The sequence below is a fragment of the Halorubrum sp. B53 genome (assembly GCF_059752395.1).
The window spans coordinates 353,490-369,063 of the sequence record NZ_MWTH01000012.1 but is presented as its reverse complement, the minus strand read 5'-3'; the positions used below and the strand labels follow the sequence as shown (position 1 = coordinate 369,063).

The following is a 15,574-nucleotide window of genomic DNA, read 5'->3' as shown; positions in this document are numbered from 1 at the left end:
GTATACAGAGCCATGAGCGCGAGCACCCCCTCCGTCGGCATCGACCACCCGACGGTCGTCCCCGCCAACTTCGACCGCGACGCCGAACCGGACGACGCTACCGACCGCGACGCCGGACGAGGTGACACTCCCGACGGCAACGAGGGCCAATCGGACGCGTAGTCGGTCGAGCGTGACAAGCGGAGTGTAACAGGCGGAATGTAACAGGCGGAATGTAACAGGCGGAATGTAACAGGCGGAGCGTAGCGGCCGCCGAATCAGGCGTTCTCGAGGACTGCGGACAGTTTCCGAGCCTCGGCCACGAGCGACTCGAACCGGTCGTCGACCCACTCGACCACCGTCGAGTCGGTGGACTCCAGCACGCACCGGGGGTTGTTCCGCCGGTCGTACGCCGTCACGCAGGCGACGTCGTCGCGCCTGAACAGCCCGTACTCGACGGGGTCGGGCGAGACGTACACCGTCGCGTCGTCGTCGTCGAGCGCGCGGTCGGTCGCCGGACCGAAATCGGAGATCGACGCCTCGACCACGTCGCGGTCGATGACGAGTTCGACCTCCGCGCCGGCGTCGAGCGCGGCCGCGGCCGCGCGGTTGAACTGCTGGATGACGATCGGCGAGACCGCGCGGATCTCGGTGCCACAGCCCTCTCGGAGGAGCTCGGTGATCCGGTCGACCGCGGCGAGCGGATTCTGGTCGCTTGCGACGGTCAACTTGCCGGCGTCGACCGCCTCCGCGGGGAACCCGGCGTCCACGCGCTCGAGGTCGGCGGCGAACCCCCCGTACCGGTCGGCCAGTTCCACCTCGTCGAGCAGGGCCTCGTACGCGTCGTGAACGCGTTCCCCCGTCGGCGTCACGTGGTAGGCCGCGTCGCGCTTGACGACCCAGTCGCGCTCGCGGAACCCCCCGAGGATCCGCTGGACCGTCGTCCGGGTCGCGTCGACCGCGTCCGTCAGGTCCGCCGGACGGCGCGGCTCTTGCCGGAGCGCCCGGAGGACCGCGACCCGGACCGGCGATCCGGCGAGGTACTGTGCGCCGTCGTGCCCGTCGTCGGACGTCATCGTTCGACCGTCAAGTAGGGGTACTGCACGCTTAATCGTACCGCGTCACGGTCGGTGCTGGAAGGAGACGACGGTGCCGATGGTGTCCTCGCCGTCGATCGTCTCCGTGCTCACGGTGACGCCGACGACGGCGTCCGCGCCGAGCGCCTCCTCGATCACCGCGCGGAGCGCGTCGGGATCGGCCCCCTCCTGGAGGACCGGAACGCGCACCTGCTGCCGGTTGACCGCGACGTCGCCGAGGTCGTAGTCGGTGTGCTCGAACGCGTCCCGTATCGTGGCGGGGATGTCGGTCATGGAATCAACTCAGTCGCGGGAGGTGAAAAAACGGCGGGGCAGACGAGGCGGTCGAGACGACCGGGGCGATCGCGGCGCGTCGCCGGCGGTCAGGCGTACGCGTCGTACTCCGTCCCGAACAGCGCGAAGTACGCGACGCCGACGAGCCCGATCGCGCTCGCGAGCCCGAACGCGACGACGGGGTCCCCCGCGACGGAGACGTCGGTCCCCGGCACGGAGAACCCGCCGTAGATCAGTCCGCCGAGCGCCGCGCTCGGGATGACGACCGCGTTGCGGAGGAGGTAGTACGACCCGGAGACGCGGCCGCCCGTGTCGCGCTCGGCGGGCCCGACGATCAGCGCCTTGTGCGCCGGGAGCCCGGCGAACCGCAGCCCCGAGAACGCGAACAGGACGACGACGAGCGGCGCGGTCAGCGGCGTATCGGCCGGGACGTTGATGAGCAGCACGGGGAAGACGGCGTACACGAGGAAGCCGAGCGCGACGACCGGCTTGAGCCCCACTCGCTCGGCGGCCCGCGCCGCGGGCGGCATGGAGACGAGCGCGACCAGCATCTCGATCGCCAGCAGCACGCCGAAGAAGGCCGCCGGCGACAGCGACAGGGGGCCGACGTCGAGGCCGACCTCGAGGAACTGCGTGATCACGATGACGAAGAAGACGTACACCATCCCGTTCGCGAACCGCACGAGGGTGTCGCCGACGAGCAGCGGGCGGAGCTCCGGCGGGAGGCTGCGGAGGTCCTCGATCACCTCGCTCACTCCCGCGAACTCCTTGCCGAGCGTGTCCGCCTCGGCGTCGTAGAGGACGTGTTGGAGCGCGGTGGCGACGACGCCGAACAGGAGCGCCACCGCGAGCACGTACTGGAAGCTCACTGTGAAGTCGGCCGCGTACTGGATGATCCCCGCCGCGATCAGCGGGCCGATCAGGAACGCGGTCCGGCGGAACACCTCCGTGCTGGCGAACCCGCGCGCCAGCCGCTCCGGCGGGACCGACTGCTTGACGATCGCGAACGTCGCGCCGAGGCCGAACGACTTCCACGCCTGCGCTAAGAAGAGCCCGACGAAGATCCAGATCCACGGCTCCAACGCGACGCCGCCGACCGTCACGGTCCCAAAGGTCGGCGCGACGAGCCACACGCCGAACCCCAAACTCGAGAGGAGCCCGAACAGCGTGAGCGCGATCCGCGACCCGATCCGGTCCGAGAGCCGCCCGCCCGGGTACGGGTACACCGCGCCGATGACGTTGCCGACGCTCCCGAACAGCCCGATGACGAACGCGCTCGCCCCCAGCGCCGACATGTACTCCGGAACGTACCGGTTCGTCATCTGGAACCCGAGGCTGAACGCGAACATGGCGAGCGACAGCACGAGCACGTCCCGCCGCAGCGAGAAGAACTGGCGGAACGGGTCCAGGATGTCGACGTCCTCCGACTCGCCCATATCCGTACGTCCGACGAAATCCCCTTCAACGCACCGGTGCGTACGGGTTAATAGGCGATTTATCCGTCCGCGGTGAGCTATTAATTCTCAGTTTCAAATGTTCAAATATCCGTAACTAGTTGCCGCAGAACAACGTGTGATTTAATTACACGCGATATTTGATGTAATATGCACGAAAGTGTTGCAGACTACGTGGCAGAGCACCCGAAGATGGCCGGCGTCCTGTTCACCGCGCTCCTCCTGCTGACGCAGGCGGCGCCGGCGTCGGCAGGCGTACTCTCGTCGACCGCCGGGCCGTAATCAGTCGAATTCATCGCTCCAGACGAGTCCCGTTTCGGTGAAGACCGGTACTACCTCAAGGTCGAGGAAATTCTTTAGCTGGGATTCGGTGACATCGCACAGATCGATGTCACCCGGAACGTAATGGTTGGATGAAACCGATGCAATAGTCGGCATCGTCAGCGTTCCTGAGCCGTAGGGGCCGTTCGGATACGCCTTGACCGAGAGGTCCCACGGCGGACCCTCGTGACGTACCTCGATCACCGCAGCCGCCCCGCTCTGGCTCTGACAGATCGTCGCCCCGCCGTCGCCGACGACGATGTACTGGTGCCCGGTGATCAGTTCACGCTTCGCGACGTTTAGCGCGGTGCGGAGATTGAAGCCGCCGTTCATCAGCCGCGCGATGATCCGACCGAGCTGGGTCGCCGGCGAATTCGCCACGTCGGAGAGGGTGACGATGCCGCCGCGGGAGCCGCGGTGGACCAGCGCCTCGCCCTGCCGGTACGACTGGCAGGCGTTGAGCAGGAAAGCGCTGATTCCGACGTCGAGCTCCTCGTCGGTCAGGTCGAGGTAGTCGTCGGTACACTGCATCCCCCGCTCGTCGACGTGGCCGACGTAGTGGAGGAAGTCGACGTCGGACTCGAGGACGTCGCGCATCTCCGCGCGGGTGAGGTCGTGGCGCACCTCGATGTCGAACTGGACCATGTCGCGGAGGCCGTACAGGTCCGCCACCTCGCCCTCCTCGCGCATCTGCTCGTCGTTGCAGACGACGAGCACGGAGATCCGCGACTGCTCGACCTGACCGGCCTCCAGCCGGCGGTAGTACGCGTCGAGCGTGGCCTTGTTCGCGTCGAGCGGGACGCCCTCGCCCACCCACGCGTGCTCGACGGTGTCGACCGATTCCGGCTGCACGAAGTCGGCGTCCGCGGGGACCGCGCTGCGGTCGGTCGAGGCGTCGGCGCCGCGGGAGACGCCGGCGTCCCGAACGGACTCGGTCCCGGCGCCGCCGCGAACGAACTCGTCGGGACCGAGCGGCGCCGAGCGGGGAGCCGAGTCGGCGCCCGGCGTGCGGAAGAGACCGACTCCGCCGCCCTCATCCGCGGTCACCGGGGTGACCGTCTCGGGAGACCGGACGACCGACAGCTCCCCGGCGACGAACGGGAGCATCTCGACGTTGCCGGGGTCGGGTCGCACGTCGGTCGTCAGCGTCCACTGCGGGAGTTCGGGCTCGACGCGGTCGAAGGGCACGTCGAGGTACTCGCCGAGGCGCTCCGCGAGCGGCAGGTCGTACAGGCGGCCCCAGTCGAGGTCGATATCGGTCGTCTCGCGCTCGTGGAGGTCGACCGGGTAGAACCCCTCGGTGCGGGCGAGGCAGTCGAAGTGGAACGACTGCCGGAGGACCTCGGCGGTCCGGCGCTCGAAGTCGGGCTCCAGCGGGTACGTCCAGCCGTCGCCCTCGATCCGGGGGGCGTCCCCGGGCACGACCTCGGCCGCGAAGTAGTACGCCAGCGAGACGACCGGGTAGAGGTGCTCGTACGTCGGCGGCACGACGATGCGGACGCCGGAGTCGGGCGACTCGATCCGGTCCGGCACGCGGAGCTCGTCGCCCGGCTCGATCAGCGGCGGGTGTCCCCGGAGGGTGGGGAACGACCGCTCGGGGCTCGTCGTCTGGAGCGCGGAGCCGAGCAGCGACACCGCCTCCATCAGCGACTCGGGGTCGGTGGGCGTCTCGATCGTCCCGGCGGGCAACTGGTGGAGCGACCGGAACCCGAGCGCGATTTCGGCGGGCGCGTCGAGGTCGATCCGGGTGGTCCGGTCCGTCGTCGACACCGAGAACCCGGAGTCGAACGCGAGGTACAGCTTGGTCGGCGCGGGGTCGATACCGACGTGGTACGTCCCGTCGGGCATCTCGTAGGAGTCCCCGCGGGTGAGGAGGGTCCCGTCGCCGGCGCGCGTCTCGACGATGGTGACTCGGGGGATCTCGACCGACGCGGTCTCGATGGTGACACTCGTGTCGACGGGGAAGTAGTGGGCGCCGTCGGGACTCGCGACCGGCTCGACGGCACGGTCGGTGTACACCTCGAACTGGGTGTTCTCGATGTGGTCCGTGACCGTGAGGCCGGCGTCGTCCGACAGCGGGTCGATGTCGATGCTCATGTGTGTGGGACCGCACCCGACCGCCGGCCGGGATGCCGGATCGCCGGGGTCGGGTCCGGCGCGACGGAGCGCGTGCCGGTCCCGAGCGCTCGGCGAACGCGGCGTTCGGTACCGGTTTGTCGACCGAGACGGCGATAAAGCTTGTGTCGGGTGATCGCCGCGGACCGAACGGATAAAGGGCCGGCCGGCCCACGTTCGCGTAATGATCACCCTTGGAACGGCCCGCGCCCCGCCGGGCGAGACGGACACGGGCCGTCTCGAAGTGGGCGAGACGCGGGACGGGAGCCCCGTTCGGCTGCCGGTCGCCGTCATCAACGGCGCGACCGACGGGCAGACGCTGTACGTGCAGGCGGTCAGCGACGGGGACGAGCTCAACGGACTGGGGGTCGTCAACCGCGTCGTCCCGCGGATCGACCCGACGGAGCTGTCCGGCGCGGTCCTGGTCGTCGGCATCGTCAATTACTTCGGATTCCAAGTCGCGGAACACCGGAACCCGATCGACGACCGGAAGATGAACCGGGGGTACCCCGGCGACGAGGACGGGACGACCAGCGAGCGGATCGCCCACGCGACATTCCAGGCGGCGAAGCGCGCGGACCTCATCCTCGACCTCCACCAGGGGTCGACCAGCCGCATGATAAACGAGACGCGGGTGCGGTGCGGGGTCCGCCACCACCTCCACGGCGACTGCCTGGAGCTCGCGAAGGTGTTCGGCTGCGGGCACGTCCTCGACATCAAGGGCCCGGACGGCCAGCTCGCCCGGGCCGGACCGGAGCACGGGATCCCGACCATCGACCCGGAGCTCGGGGGCGCCGTCGGCTGGGACGAGGAGTCGATCCGGTACGGCGTCGACGGCGTGTTCAACGTGCTCCGCCACTACGGCTTCCTCGACGGCGACGTCGACCTCGAACGGCAGGTTCGCGCGCGCGGATTCGACCAGTACGGGTCGCCTGCGGGCGGGCTCGTCCGGTTCGAGCGCGACCTCGGCGAGCGCGTCTCGGCCGGTGACCTCCTCTTCGAAGTGACCGACATCTTCGGCGAGCTGAAGGGGCGCGTGACCGCCGACGCCGACGGCGTCTTCTGGCGCACCCGGCGGCTCCCGCAGGTCGCCGCCGGCGAGTACGTCTGCTCGGTCGGCACCAACGTCGACCGCTACTGATGCCGGCCGACGCCGCCCCCGGCCGACTCGCCTGCTCCGAGTGCGGTCGGACCGTCGCCGACCGGTGGCGCTGCGAGTGCGGCGCCCCCCTGAACTTCGCCGACCCGCCGATCCCGGATCACCCGGCCCCGGACGCCGCGGCGGGCGAGTCCCTCGACACCGGCGACGGACTCTGGGCGTTCGCGGCGTTCCTCGCCGTCGGCGACGACCCCGCCGACCGGGTGACGCTCGGCGAGGGGATGACCCCGCTCGTCGACGCCGACGGCTGGGACGCCGAGTTCAAGCTGGAGTACGTCTTCCCCACCGGCTCGTTTAAAGACCGGGGCGCGACGACGACGCTCACGCGCGCCCAGGAGCTCGGCGTCGACCGCGTCGTCGAGGACTCATCCGGCAACGCCGGCGCGGCGATCGCGACGTACGCGGCCCGGGCCGGGATCGACGCCGCGGTGTACGTCCCGGCCGACGTCAAGGAGTCGAAGCTCCGCGCGATCCGCCGCGCCGGGGCCGAACCGGTCCGGATCGAGGGGAGCCGGAGCGACGTGACCGACGCCTGCGTGGCCGCGCTCGACGGGGACGACGAGGGAGGAGCGGCCGATGGGACCGCCGCCGCGTGGTACGCCAGCCACGCCTGGAACCCGGCGTTCTTCGAGGGCACCGCCACGGTCACGTACGAGATCGCCCGCCAGCGCGGCTGGGAGGCCCCGGACGCGGTCGTCATCCCCCTCGGCCACGGGACCCTCTTCCTCGGCGCGTACCGGGGGTTCCGACGGCTCGAACGCGCCGGCTGGATCGACGCGGTCCCGCGGCTGTTCGGCGCGCAGGCGGCCGGCGTCGCCCCGATCGTCCGGGAGCTCCACGGGCCGGACGCGGCCGACCCCGACGGGCGCGTCAACGCGGCCGCCGACGGGATCCAGATCGCGGAGCCGGTTCGCCGGGCGGAGATCCTCGACGCTATCGCCGAGACCGACGGCGACGCGCTCGCGGTGACGGAGGCGGCGGCGGAGCGCGAGCTCGACCGGCTCCACCGGGCGGGCTTTTACACCGAGCCGACCTGCGCCGTCGCGCCGGCCGCGCTCCGGACGCTCCGCGAGCGCGGGGCGCTCGCGCCCGACGACGACGTCGTCGTCCCCCTGACCGGGAGCGGGCTGAAGGGGTGACGAGGGGGCGCGTCGTCGTCGTCGCCGTCGCGGCCCGGTACCGCCGCGGCGCGCGTCGCCCGCCGCACCGCCACGCCTTTTCAGTCGCGTCCCGTGGTACCGCGCATGGAGGTCCTCGTCTACGGCGCCGGCGCGCTCGGCAGCCTGATCGGCGGGCTGTTGTCCCGAGTTCACGACGTCACCCTCGTGGGGCGAGACCCGCACATGCGGCGGATCCGCGAGGACGGGCTCCGGATCGACGGGGAAATCGACGCGCGCGTTCACCCGCGAGCGCTCACGGACGGGACGCACCGCGCCGCCGACCTCGCCGTGGTCACGACGAAGGCCTACGACACGGACGCGGCGGCGCGGGCGCTCGCGACGGGCGAGTACGACGCGGTCTGCTCGCTCCAGAACGGGCTCACCGAGGAGCGGCTCGTCGCCGCGCTCGACCCGACGGTACTCGCGGGCACCGCGAGCTACGGCGCTCTCCTCGCCGAACCGGGCCGGGTGACGTGTACCGGGGTCGGCGAGGTCGTCGTCGGCTCGCTCGCCGGCGGCCCGGATCCCCTCGCCGAGCGCGTGGGCGCCGCGTTCGACGAGGCCGGGATCGAGACGACGGTCGCCGCCGACATGCCCCGGCGCCGGTACGAGAAGCTCGCGGTCAACGCGGGGATCAACGGCCCGTCGGCGCTCGCCCGCCTCTCGAACGGCGCGACGCTCGACGGGCCGGGCGGCGAGGTGGCGCGCGAGGCGGCCCGGGAGGTGGCTCGCGTCGCGCGCGCCGACGGCGTCGATCTCGGCGACGACGAGGCGGTCGCGGCTGTCGAGCGCGTCGCCGCCGACACAGCCGACAACCGCTCGTCGATGCACGAGGACGTCGCCGCCGGGCGGCGGACCGAGGTCGACGCGATCTACGGCGCCGTCGCCGACCGCGCCGACCGCTTCGGGGCCGCGGCGCCGACGTGTCGGACGATCGCGTCGCTGATCCGGGCGTGGGAAGTCGGAGAAGGGGTCCGCGGACCCGCGTGACCGCGGCCGGCCGGAGGGCGGGACGGCCGCCGCCGGTCGTCGAGCGACTACCGAATCAGCACCACTCTTCGAGGACGGTCGCGTCGGTCTCGTCGACCGAGACCCACGCGTTCTCCCGCGAGACGTCCGCGATCACCAGCTCCGGTCGCGACGCCGACGAGTCGATCGACGCCATCACGTCCGGGGAGTCGTCGGCGTCGAGCGTCGGATCCGTGGGCAGCGCCGTCCGACGGTGATCGGGGTCCGGGTCGTCCCAAGGAGTGGAACTCCGTGACATGATTGTGAATTGTTCACAGTAGGTATAAGGGTTCCGGACCGGAGCCGTCCGCCGTCGGTGGATCCCCGCATCGAGCAACGGAATCAACGGTTGAACCGGTCTTACGCCGTCGATCGGACGGGTATCAGCTGCGTTGCGCGTCGATCCGACGGACGGGTTGAATCGGTGTCGTGTGCGTCCCGCCTCGGAGGGTCGAACCCCGCCGGCGAGCGCCGAGCTTCCCCCGCGCCGTCGCCGACCACCTTCGCAGTATACAAGAGGTGCCACGCTGAAAGACGGTGCATGAACGTATCAGACGCCATGACGCCGCGGTCGGATCTCGTCGTCGTCGAGATCCCGGGGAGCCGGAACGACGTGCTGGAGTACATCCAAGAGTACGGTTTCTCCTCGGTCCCCGTCGTGAAGGACGTCGACGGCGACGAGGTGTACCGCGGGCTCGTCAGCCGGGACGACCTCATCGAGCAGCCGGACGAAGACCAGCTCGCGCTGCTGATGCGGGAGGTCCCGACGGTCGGCGCTGACGACGACATCGTCGGCGCCGCGGCCACGATGGTCGCCGAGAGCTCCCGCCGGCTCCCGGTCGTCGACGGCGATCGGATCGTCGGTATCCTCACGGTCACCGACGTGGTGCGGGCGATCGCCCGCGGCAAGATCGACGGTGACACCGAGGTCGGCGGGCTCGCGACCACGGCGGTCAACGCGACCCACACCGAGACCCCGCTGCCGGTCGCCGAGCGGGAGATCGGGCTCGCGAACGTCCCCTACGCGGTCGTACTGGACGACGACGCCGCGATCGCGGGCATGCTCACCGAGGTCGACATCCTCGAAGTCGCCCGCGTCGTCGAGGGCGAGGCGAGCACGGGCGACTCCATCGCCGAGCAGGACTCCGAGTGGTCGTGGGAGGGCATCAAGGCGACCGGCGCGCGCTACCTCCCGACCCGCAACGTGGAGCTCCCGGCCGGGGCGACCCGCCACTTCATGACCGCGGACCTGATCACGGTCAGCCCCACCCGGACGGCGAAGGAGGTCGCCCAGGAGCTCATCAGCAACGACATCGAGCAGGTCCCCCTGGTCAACGGCACCGACCTCGACGGCATCGTGCGCGACGTGGACCTGCTGGAGGGCCTGTAAATGGCCGCGGGCGACCTCGTCGAGCTGGCGAAGCGGCGCGGCTTCTTCTTCGGCTCGAACGGCGCGTACGGGGGGACGGCCGGCTTCTACACGTTCGGTCCGCAGGGCGCGGCGCTGAAGCGGAACTTAGAGGACGCGTGGCGCGACCGGTTCACCATCCGCGAGGGGAACCGCGAGATCGAGGCGCCGACGGTGATGCCCGAGCCCGTCTTCGAGGCCTCAGGTCACCTGGAGGGGTTCGACGACATGCTCGTCGAGTGCGGCGAGTGCGGCGAGTCCCACCGCGCCGACCACCTCGTCGAGGCGGTCACCGACATCGAGGACGCCGAGGCGCTCCCCGGCGACGAGGTCGAGGCCCTCATCGCTGACAACGACATCGCCTGCCCCTCCTGCGGCACCCCGCTCGCGGGCGAGCCGGTCGAGGACTTCAACCTCATGTTCGCGACCGACATCGGGCCGGGCGACGGCCAGCCCGGCTACCTCCGGCCGGAGACGGCTCAGGGGATCTTCGTCGAGTTCCCGCGGCTCAAGGAGTACGCCCGCGGGAACCTCCCGTTCGGGATCACCCAGATCGGGCCCGCCTACCGCAACGAGATCTCGCCGCGCGGCGGGCTCCTCCGGCTGCGCGAGTTCACGCAGGCCGAGCTGGAGCAGTTCATCGACCCGGAGGAGGACGAACCACCGCTGGACCGCGTCCGCGACGTCGACGTGCGGCTGTACCCGGCGACCGAACAGGAGGCCGAGGACGGCGAGTACGTCGAGACGACGGTCGGCGAGGCGGTCGACGAGGGCGTCATCGGCTCCCCGTGGGTCGGCTACTACCTCGGCGTCGCCAAGGAGTGGTACGAGCGCGTCGGCGTCGACACCGACCGGTTCCGGTTCCGCCAGCACCTCGCGGGCGAGCGCGCCCACTACGCGGCCGACTGCTGGGACGCGGAGAGCGAGGTCGACGGCGACTGGATCGAGATCGCCGGGTTCTCCTACCGCTCCGACTACGACCTCTCGAAGCACGGCGAGTACGGCGACGACTCGTTCACCGTGTTCAAGCGCTACGACGAGCCGAAGACGGTCGAGCGCGCGACGGTCGACCCCGACATGTCGGTCCTCGGCCCCGAGTTCGGCGGCGACGCCGGCGCGGTCGCCGACGCGCTTGAGACGCTCGCCGAGCGCGACCCCGACGCCTTCGACGGCGAGACGGTCTCGGTCGACGTGAACGGGGACACGCGTGAGGTCGACGTCGACGTCGCGAACTTCGCGGTCGAGGAGACCACCGAGAGCGGCGAGCACATCACGCCGCACGTCGTCGAGCCCTCCTTCGGCGTGGGCCGCACCGTCCAGACGCTCCTCGCGCACTCGTACCGCGAGGACGAGGTCGACGACGAGGCCCGGACGTACCTCTCCTTAGAGCCCGAGATCGCGCCGCAGGACGCCGCGGTGTTCCCGCTGGTGACCAACGACGACCGGCTCGTGGAACTCGCGGACCGGGTCGCCGCCGACCTGCGCGCGGCCGGCCTCGCGGTGGCGTACGACGACTCCGGCTCGATCGGGCGGCGCTACCGCCGGCAGGACGAGGTCGGCACGCCGTTCTGCGTCACGGTCGACCGCGACGGGATCGAGGGTGACGGCCCCGACACCGTCACCGTCCGCGAGCGCGACTCGGCGGCGCAGGTCCGGGTCCCCGCCGACGAGTTGGCCGGCGAGCTGGCCGCGCTCCGCGCGGGCGAGTCGTTCGACGCGCTGCTGGACCGGTACGAGACGGTCGAGACCGACGTCGAGACCAGCTGAACCCGTGCCCCTTCCGGCGGCGGAGTGGCGGGCCGAGGTGGAGTTCGAGCGGCGGCTGGTCCACTCCGGGGGGACCCTCTACCCGGTGCCGTACCTGCTCGGCTGGTTCACGTGGACGGAGACGCGCTACTTCCTCGTGGCCGCGCTCGCCGTCGTCCTCGCGTTGGAGTTCCTCCGGCTCGTGATCGGCCTCAACCACTGGCTCTACCGGAAGCTCACCCGAGAGTACGAGACCGACGCGCTCGCCGGCTACGCGCTGTACCAAGTGAGCATGACCGGCGCGGTCCTCCTCTTGGAGCCGACGCTCGCGATCCCCGCGATGTGGATGCTCTCCGTGGGCGACCCCGTCAGCGGCGCGCTCGGGGACAACGACGCCACGGAACCGAAGCGGCCCGCCGCGTGGGTCGCGATGTTCCTCGTCTGCTTCGGACTCGCCGTCCCCTTCACCATCCCGACGTTCGGCCCCGACGTGGGCGTCGTCGTCGCGATGGCGGGCGCCGCCCCCGCCGCCGTCGCCGACGGGCTCCCGCCGATGATCCGCGGCGTCGCCGTCGACGACAACCTCACTATCCCGCCCGCCGCCGCCGGCGGGATGCTCCTCGCGCTCGCGGTGTTGGGATAGGTCGTGGGGCGGGTAGCCGCTCGATAACGAGCGAAGGGCGCGGTGGTTATTTATAAATCAACAGTTGTGGTGGCGCGCGCCTCCGAGCGCTCGCTTATAAGCGAGCGCGAGGAGCGCCGCGCGAGGGAGTCGGTCGCCCGGAGCAACGTGGAGGGCGACCGACGAGGTTGGGGAGGCGTGAGGTGCGGTGCTGTGCGGTCAGGGTGGGACTCAAAGGGGCAGCCGTGAGGCGGGCGCAGGCGACGCAAGCACTGGAAGGAGCGAACGAAGTGAGCGACTGAAGCGCGCAGCGAGCGTGCGTCCGCCTCACGGCTGGGGCTTTGAAGGCGTTCACCGTCGATCTGTTATCCCGCACGTACAGCCGAGCGGCTAGGGCTTTGGAAGCGTCTGTCAGAGATTACTAGTCAGCCATTTATAAAGAATCAGTGGCCATTTATAAAGAATCGACCCAGCGATCGCCGGAGACGACGCACACGTAGCTAACAGACCCAACCGAGCTGCAGAGAACCGATTACGGAACGATCGCTTACGTCGCGCGGCGTTCCTTCGCCTTGGGGCGGAGGTTCTTGTAGCCGCACTTGCGGCAGCGCTTCGCGTCGGAGGAGTTGCGAGCGTTACAGCGCATGCAGATCTGCCGGTCGAGGTTGCGGCGTTCCGCGGCGTCGAAGCTGGCCATACGGCTACTGTCGCGGCGACGCTGTAAAAGGTTGCGAGACGCGGCGGCGGGTTGGCGACCCGCCACGCCGTCAGATCGGGTGCGGTTCGACGCTCAGGCGCCGGCCTCGGACAGCGCGGCCTCGATGTCCTCGCGCTGGGTGACGCCGACGAATCGGTCCACGACGCCGTCGTCGTTCTCGATGATCAGCGTCGGGAGCGAGCGCACCTGATACTGGTTGGCGACGTCCTGCTCCTCGTCGACGTTCACCTTCTGGAGCTCGAAGGCGTCGCCGAGGTCCTCCTGGATCTCCTCCAGGATCGGGTCCTGCGTCTTACACGGGCCGCACCAGTCAGCGTGAAAATCCAGCAGTCGAACAGTCATTATCCGGCCGATTCTACCGTCGGACCGCGCATAAGGGTTTCCCACTCGGCGATACGCGGGGGCTGTCGGTCTCGGGTCGCCGACCGCGGCCGCGGCTCGTCGACCGCGAGCGAAACGTTTAGAACGACGCGCGGACCACGCTCGGGTATGAGCAGTGGTTCCAACTCCGGCGGGCTGATGTCCAGTGCGGGACTGGTCCGCTACTTCGACAACGAGGACCGGAACGCGATCTCGATGAGCCCCAAGACCGTCCTCGCGTTCTGCGTCCTCTTCGGCGTCTTCGTGCAGGTCCTCTCGCTGACCGTCGCGTAACGGTCCGACCCCCGTTCGAACGCTCTCCGCCCACCGACCGGTAGCGCGCCCTTTTTGCCCGTCCCCGACCGAGCCGATCACATGAAAGCAGGCGTCATCGCCGTGCAGGGCGACGTGGCCGAGCACGCCGCCGCCGTCCGGAACGCCGCGGCCGCCCACGACGAACCCGCGGAGGTCGTCGAGGTCCGCGACGCCGGGATCGTGCCCGACTGCGACGTCCTCCTCATGCCGGGCGGGGAGTCGACCACCATCTCGCGGCTGATCCACCGAGAGGGGATCGCCGCGGAGATCCGCGACCACGTCGCGAGCGGGAAGCCCGTGCTCGCCACCTGCGCCGGGCTCATCGTCTGCTCGCGGGACGCGAAGGACGACCGGGTCGACGCGCTCGGGCTCGTCGACGCCTCCGTCGACCGCAACGCCTTCGGCCGACAGAAGGACTCCTTCGAGGCGAAGATCCCGGTGACCGGGCTCGACGACCCGTTCCACGCCGTGTTCATCCGCGCGCCGCTCATCGACGAGGTCGGCGCGGACGTCGAGGTGCTCGCGACCGTCGACGGCCGCCCGGTCGCGGTGCGCGACGGGCCCGTCGTCGCCACCGCGTTCCACCCGGAGCTCACCGACGACCCGCGGATCCACGACCTCGCCTTCTTCCCCCAGCGCGAGGTGATCGCGTGAGCGACTCGGAGACCGAGGGACGCGAGGAGGCCGTCCTCGACGAGCTGTTCGCCACCATCGAGTCCCGGAAGGCGGATCTCCCCGAGGGGTCGTACACCGCCTCGCTGTTCACCCACGAGAAGGGCGAGAACGCCGTCTTAGAGAAGATCGGCGAGGAGTCGACCGAGGCCATCCTCGCGGCGAAGGACGACGACCTCGAGGAGCTCACCGCCGAGAGCGCCGACCTCGTCTACCACCTCCTGGTGCTGCTCGCGATGAAGGACCTCGACCTCGAGGACCTCCGCGGCGAGCTCCGCGATCGGTTCTGACTAAAACACTATATAGCTCACGCGGAAACGGACTTACCCGACCGAGAGGTGACTCAGTATCCTTCGTATTGAATTCCGGACGTCGCTCTCGGGCGTCATCGGCGAGATCGCCGAACGCGTCCCCGACGTGCGGTCGATCAACTTCGAGAACGCCTTCTACGCGGACGACGGCGACTGGATCGAGTCGCTGCTCGTCGCGTCAGCGTCGCCGTTCGACCCCGAAGCGGCGTTGGCGGACCTCTCTCGCGTCGAACTGTTCCACTGCGAGCAGGTGGTGGACGGATCGACGGAGCCGACCTATCGGCTGACCGTCGTCGCACACGAACCCTACCCGTTCCTCCTCGGCGTCGTGCTGCGTGAGAACGCGATCCCGAACCGGTTGGAGTTCCTGAACGGTCACCTCCGCGGAGTCGTCACGGTCACCGAGTGGGAGTCGTTCCGGACGCTCGCGGACAGGATCCAGGAGCAGTTCGGCGAGTTCGAGCTCCTGAGCGTGAACCAGGTCGAGACGACCGGCGAACCGCTCGGAAGCGGACAGCTCGGACGAGCCCTGCGGAACGAGCTCTCGCCCGAACAGCTGACCGTGCTGCGGACCGCCCATCGGATGGGGTACTTCGACGCGCCGCGGCGAGTGTCGGCGGACGAGATCGCCGCCGAGCTCGACATCGCGCAGTCGACGCTCAGCGAGCGGCTGCGACTCGCAGAGAAGCGGCTGTTCGATCTCGTCTTCTCCGTCCCCGACGAGTCGTCGACCGACGCCGCCGACAGATAGCTAGCGACCGGGGACTCGGAATCGAAACTGCGCGACCGCTCTCGATCGGCGGAGACGGTGAACCCGCCGCGATCGGCCTCGGATCTCGTATCCCTAATAAAGAAT

At 69.9% G+C, this 15,574-nt stretch carries 19 protein-coding genes; 12 read left to right on the top strand and 7 right to left on the bottom strand.

Annotation, left to right across the window (positions count from 1 at the left end; all coding sequences use genetic code 11):
• Positions 1-12 precede the first annotated feature (12 nt).
• Positions 13-162 (top strand): hypothetical protein, encoded by a 150-nt coding sequence (locus tag B4V06_RS11000; protein ID WP_176329363.1) that lies wholly within the window; start codon positions 13-15, stop codon positions 160-162.
• A gap of 95 nt (positions 163-257) precedes the next feature.
• On the opposite strand, the gene B4V06_RS10995 is transcribed toward B4V06_RS11000, so the two are convergent.
• The 3 genes from B4V06_RS10995 to B4V06_RS10985 form a co-directional block, all read right to left on the bottom strand.
• Positions 258-1,055 (bottom strand): helix-turn-helix transcriptional regulator, encoded by a 798-nt coding sequence (locus tag B4V06_RS10995; protein ID WP_498169843.1) that lies wholly within the window; start codon positions 1,053-1,055, stop codon positions 258-260.
• A 45-nt stretch (positions 1,056-1,100) separates the two neighbouring features.
• Positions 1,101-1,349 (bottom strand): hypothetical protein, encoded by a 249-nt coding sequence (locus B4V06_RS10990; RefSeq protein WP_123113935.1) that lies wholly within the window; start codon positions 1,347-1,349, stop codon positions 1,101-1,103.
• Between the two features lie 89 nt (positions 1,350-1,438).
• The gene (locus tag B4V06_RS10985; RefSeq protein WP_498169840.1) at positions 1,439-2,785 is read right to left on the bottom strand and encodes an MFS transporter; all 1,347 of its coding nucleotides are present in this window, start codon (positions 2,783-2,785) and stop codon (positions 1,439-1,441) included.
• A 168-nt stretch (positions 2,786-2,953) separates the two neighbouring features.
• Here B4V06_RS10985 and B4V06_RS10980 point away from each other — a divergent pair, with 168 nt between their 5' ends.
• The gene (locus B4V06_RS10980; protein WP_255212561.1) at positions 2,954-3,085 is read left to right on the top strand and encodes a DUF7503 family protein; all 132 of its coding nucleotides are present in this window, start codon (positions 2,954-2,956) and stop codon (positions 3,083-3,085) included.
• Here the strand turns inward: B4V06_RS10980 and B4V06_RS10975 are convergent, their stop codons facing one another.
• Positions 3,086-5,221, bottom strand: a complete 2,136-nt coding sequence (locus B4V06_RS10975; protein ID WP_123113933.1) for a caspase family protein — start codon at positions 5,219-5,221, stop codon at positions 3,086-3,088.
• A gap of 202 nt (positions 5,222-5,423) precedes the next feature.
• On the opposite strand from B4V06_RS10975, the gene B4V06_RS10970 reads away from it, so the two are divergent.
• The 3 genes from B4V06_RS10970 to B4V06_RS10960 all read left to right on the top strand — a co-directional run bounded on the left by B4V06_RS10970 (position 5,424) and on the right by B4V06_RS10960 (position 8,548).
• Positions 5,424-6,380 (top strand): succinylglutamate desuccinylase/aspartoacylase family protein, encoded by a 957-nt coding sequence (locus tag B4V06_RS10970; RefSeq protein ID WP_498169836.1) that lies wholly within the window; start codon positions 5,424-5,426, stop codon positions 6,378-6,380.
• Positions 6,380-7,537, top strand: a complete 1,158-nt coding sequence (locus B4V06_RS10965; RefSeq protein WP_498169833.1) for a threonine synthase — start codon at positions 6,380-6,382, stop codon at positions 7,535-7,537. Before B4V06_RS10970 ends, B4V06_RS10965 begins: the two co-directional genes overlap by 1 nt.
• A 105-nt stretch (positions 7,538-7,642) precedes the next feature.
• Complete coding sequence (locus B4V06_RS10960; protein ID WP_123113930.1) at positions 7,643-8,548, top strand: ketopantoate reductase family protein; 906 nt, start codon at positions 7,643-7,645, stop codon at positions 8,546-8,548.
• 55 nt (positions 8,549-8,603) lie between these two features.
• On the opposite strand, the gene B4V06_RS10955 is transcribed toward B4V06_RS10960, so the two are convergent.
• Positions 8,604-8,825 carry a DUF7556 family protein gene (locus B4V06_RS10955; RefSeq protein ID WP_123113929.1) on the bottom strand — a complete coding sequence of 74 codons (222 nt, stop codon included), beginning with the start codon at positions 8,823-8,825 and terminating at the stop codon, positions 8,604-8,606.
• A gap of 282 nt (positions 8,826-9,107) precedes the next feature.
• Between B4V06_RS10955 and B4V06_RS10950 the strand changes: the two genes are divergently transcribed.
• The 3 genes from B4V06_RS10950 to B4V06_RS10940 are packed head-to-tail and all read left to right on the top strand — an operon-like array spanning position 9,108 to position 12,363.
• Positions 9,108-9,956 (top strand): CBS domain-containing protein, encoded by an 849-nt coding sequence (locus B4V06_RS10950; RefSeq protein ID WP_123113928.1) that lies wholly within the window; start codon positions 9,108-9,110, stop codon positions 9,954-9,956.
• A complete protein-coding gene (gene glyS / locus B4V06_RS10945) occupies positions 9,957-11,741 on the top strand; it encodes a glycine--tRNA ligase (protein WP_498169829.1) in 1,785 nt (594 codons plus the stop codon). It begins immediately after the preceding gene.
• Positions 11,742-11,745: 4 nt separating this feature from the next.
• The gene (locus B4V06_RS10940) at positions 11,746-12,363 is read left to right on the top strand and encodes a dolichol kinase (protein ID WP_498169826.1); all 618 of its coding nucleotides are present in this window, start codon (positions 11,746-11,748) and stop codon (positions 12,361-12,363) included.
• Between the two features lie 526 nt (positions 12,364-12,889).
• On the opposite strand, the gene B4V06_RS10935 is transcribed toward B4V06_RS10940, so the two are convergent.
• Together B4V06_RS10935 and B4V06_RS10930 are read right to left on the bottom strand one after the other, a co-directional pair.
• Entirely contained in the window at positions 12,890-13,039 is a 150-nt protein-coding gene (locus tag B4V06_RS10935) for a 50S ribosomal protein L40e (RefSeq protein ID WP_123113925.1), read from the bottom strand.
• Between the two features lie 93 nt (positions 13,040-13,132).
• Complete coding sequence (locus B4V06_RS10930) at positions 13,133-13,402, bottom strand: thioredoxin family protein (RefSeq protein WP_008002506.1); 270 nt, start codon at positions 13,400-13,402, stop codon at positions 13,133-13,135.
• Positions 13,403-13,549: 147 nt separating this feature from the next.
• Between B4V06_RS10930 and B4V06_RS10925 the strand changes: the two genes are divergently transcribed.
• The 4 genes from B4V06_RS10925 (at position 13,550) to B4V06_RS10910 (ending at position 15,469) form a co-directional block, all read left to right on the top strand.
• A complete protein-coding gene (locus B4V06_RS10925; RefSeq protein ID WP_123113924.1) occupies positions 13,550-13,714 on the top strand; it encodes a preprotein translocase subunit Sec61beta in 165 nt (54 codons plus the stop codon).
• A gap of 81 nt (positions 13,715-13,795) precedes the next feature.
• On the top strand, positions 13,796-14,389 hold the full coding sequence (gene pdxT, locus B4V06_RS10920) for a pyridoxal 5'-phosphate synthase glutaminase subunit PdxT (protein ID WP_123113923.1): 594 nt from the start codon (positions 13,796-13,798) through the stop codon (positions 14,387-14,389).
• A complete protein-coding gene (gene hisE / locus B4V06_RS10915) occupies positions 14,386-14,697 on the top strand; it encodes a phosphoribosyl-ATP diphosphatase (protein WP_498169821.1) in 312 nt (103 codons plus the stop codon). Before pdxT ends, hisE begins: the two co-directional genes overlap by 4 nt.
• Positions 14,698-14,824: 127 nt before the next feature.
• Entirely contained in the window at positions 14,825-15,469 is a 645-nt protein-coding gene (locus B4V06_RS10910; protein ID WP_255212562.1) for a helix-turn-helix domain-containing protein, read from the top strand.
• Positions 15,470-15,574: the final 105 nt, after the last annotated feature.

Bases quoted from the DNA above. Each gene is read 5' to 3' on its own strand.
- B4V06_RS11000 (WP_176329363.1), top strand. From the start codon at position 13: ATGAGCGCGAGCACCCCCTCCGTCGGCATCGACCACCCGACGGTCGTC.
- B4V06_RS10995 (WP_498169843.1), bottom strand. From the start codon at position 1,055: ATGACGTCCGACGACGGGCACGACGGCGCACAGTACCTCGCCGGATCG.
- B4V06_RS10990 (WP_123113935.1), bottom strand. From the start codon at position 1,349: ATGACCGACATCCCCGCCACGATACGGGACGCGTTCGAGCACACCGAC.
- B4V06_RS10985 (WP_498169840.1), bottom strand. From the start codon at position 2,785: ATGGGCGAGTCGGAGGACGTCGACATCCTGGACCCGTTCCGCCAGTTC.
- B4V06_RS10980 (WP_255212561.1), top strand. From the start codon at position 2,954: ATGCACGAAAGTGTTGCAGACTACGTGGCAGAGCACCCGAAGATGGCC.
- B4V06_RS10975 (WP_123113933.1), bottom strand. From the start codon at position 5,221: ATGAGCATCGACATCGACCCGCTGTCGGACGACGCCGGCCTCACGGTC.
- B4V06_RS10970 (WP_498169836.1), top strand. From the start codon at position 5,424: ATGATCACCCTTGGAACGGCCCGCGCCCCGCCGGGCGAGACGGACACG.
- B4V06_RS10965 (WP_498169833.1), top strand. From the start codon at position 6,380: ATGCCGGCCGACGCCGCCCCCGGCCGACTCGCCTGCTCCGAGTGCGGT.
- B4V06_RS10960 (WP_123113930.1), top strand. From the start codon at position 7,643: ATGGAGGTCCTCGTCTACGGCGCCGGCGCGCTCGGCAGCCTGATCGGC.
- B4V06_RS10955 (WP_123113929.1), bottom strand. From the start codon at position 8,825: ATGTCACGGAGTTCCACTCCTTGGGACGACCCGGACCCCGATCACCGT.
- B4V06_RS10950 (WP_123113928.1), top strand. From the start codon at position 9,108: ATGAACGTATCAGACGCCATGACGCCGCGGTCGGATCTCGTCGTCGTC.
- glyS (WP_498169829.1), top strand. From the start codon at position 9,957: ATGGCCGCGGGCGACCTCGTCGAGCTGGCGAAGCGGCGCGGCTTCTTC.
- B4V06_RS10935 (WP_123113925.1), bottom strand. From the start codon at position 13,039: ATGGCCAGCTTCGACGCCGCGGAACGCCGCAACCTCGACCGGCAGATC.
- B4V06_RS10930 (WP_008002506.1), bottom strand. From the start codon at position 13,402: ATGACTGTTCGACTGCTGGATTTTCACGCTGACTGGTGCGGCCCGTGT.
- B4V06_RS10925 (WP_123113924.1), top strand. From the start codon at position 13,550: ATGAGCAGTGGTTCCAACTCCGGCGGGCTGATGTCCAGTGCGGGACTG.
- pdxT (WP_123113923.1), top strand. From the start codon at position 13,796: ATGAAAGCAGGCGTCATCGCCGTGCAGGGCGACGTGGCCGAGCACGCC.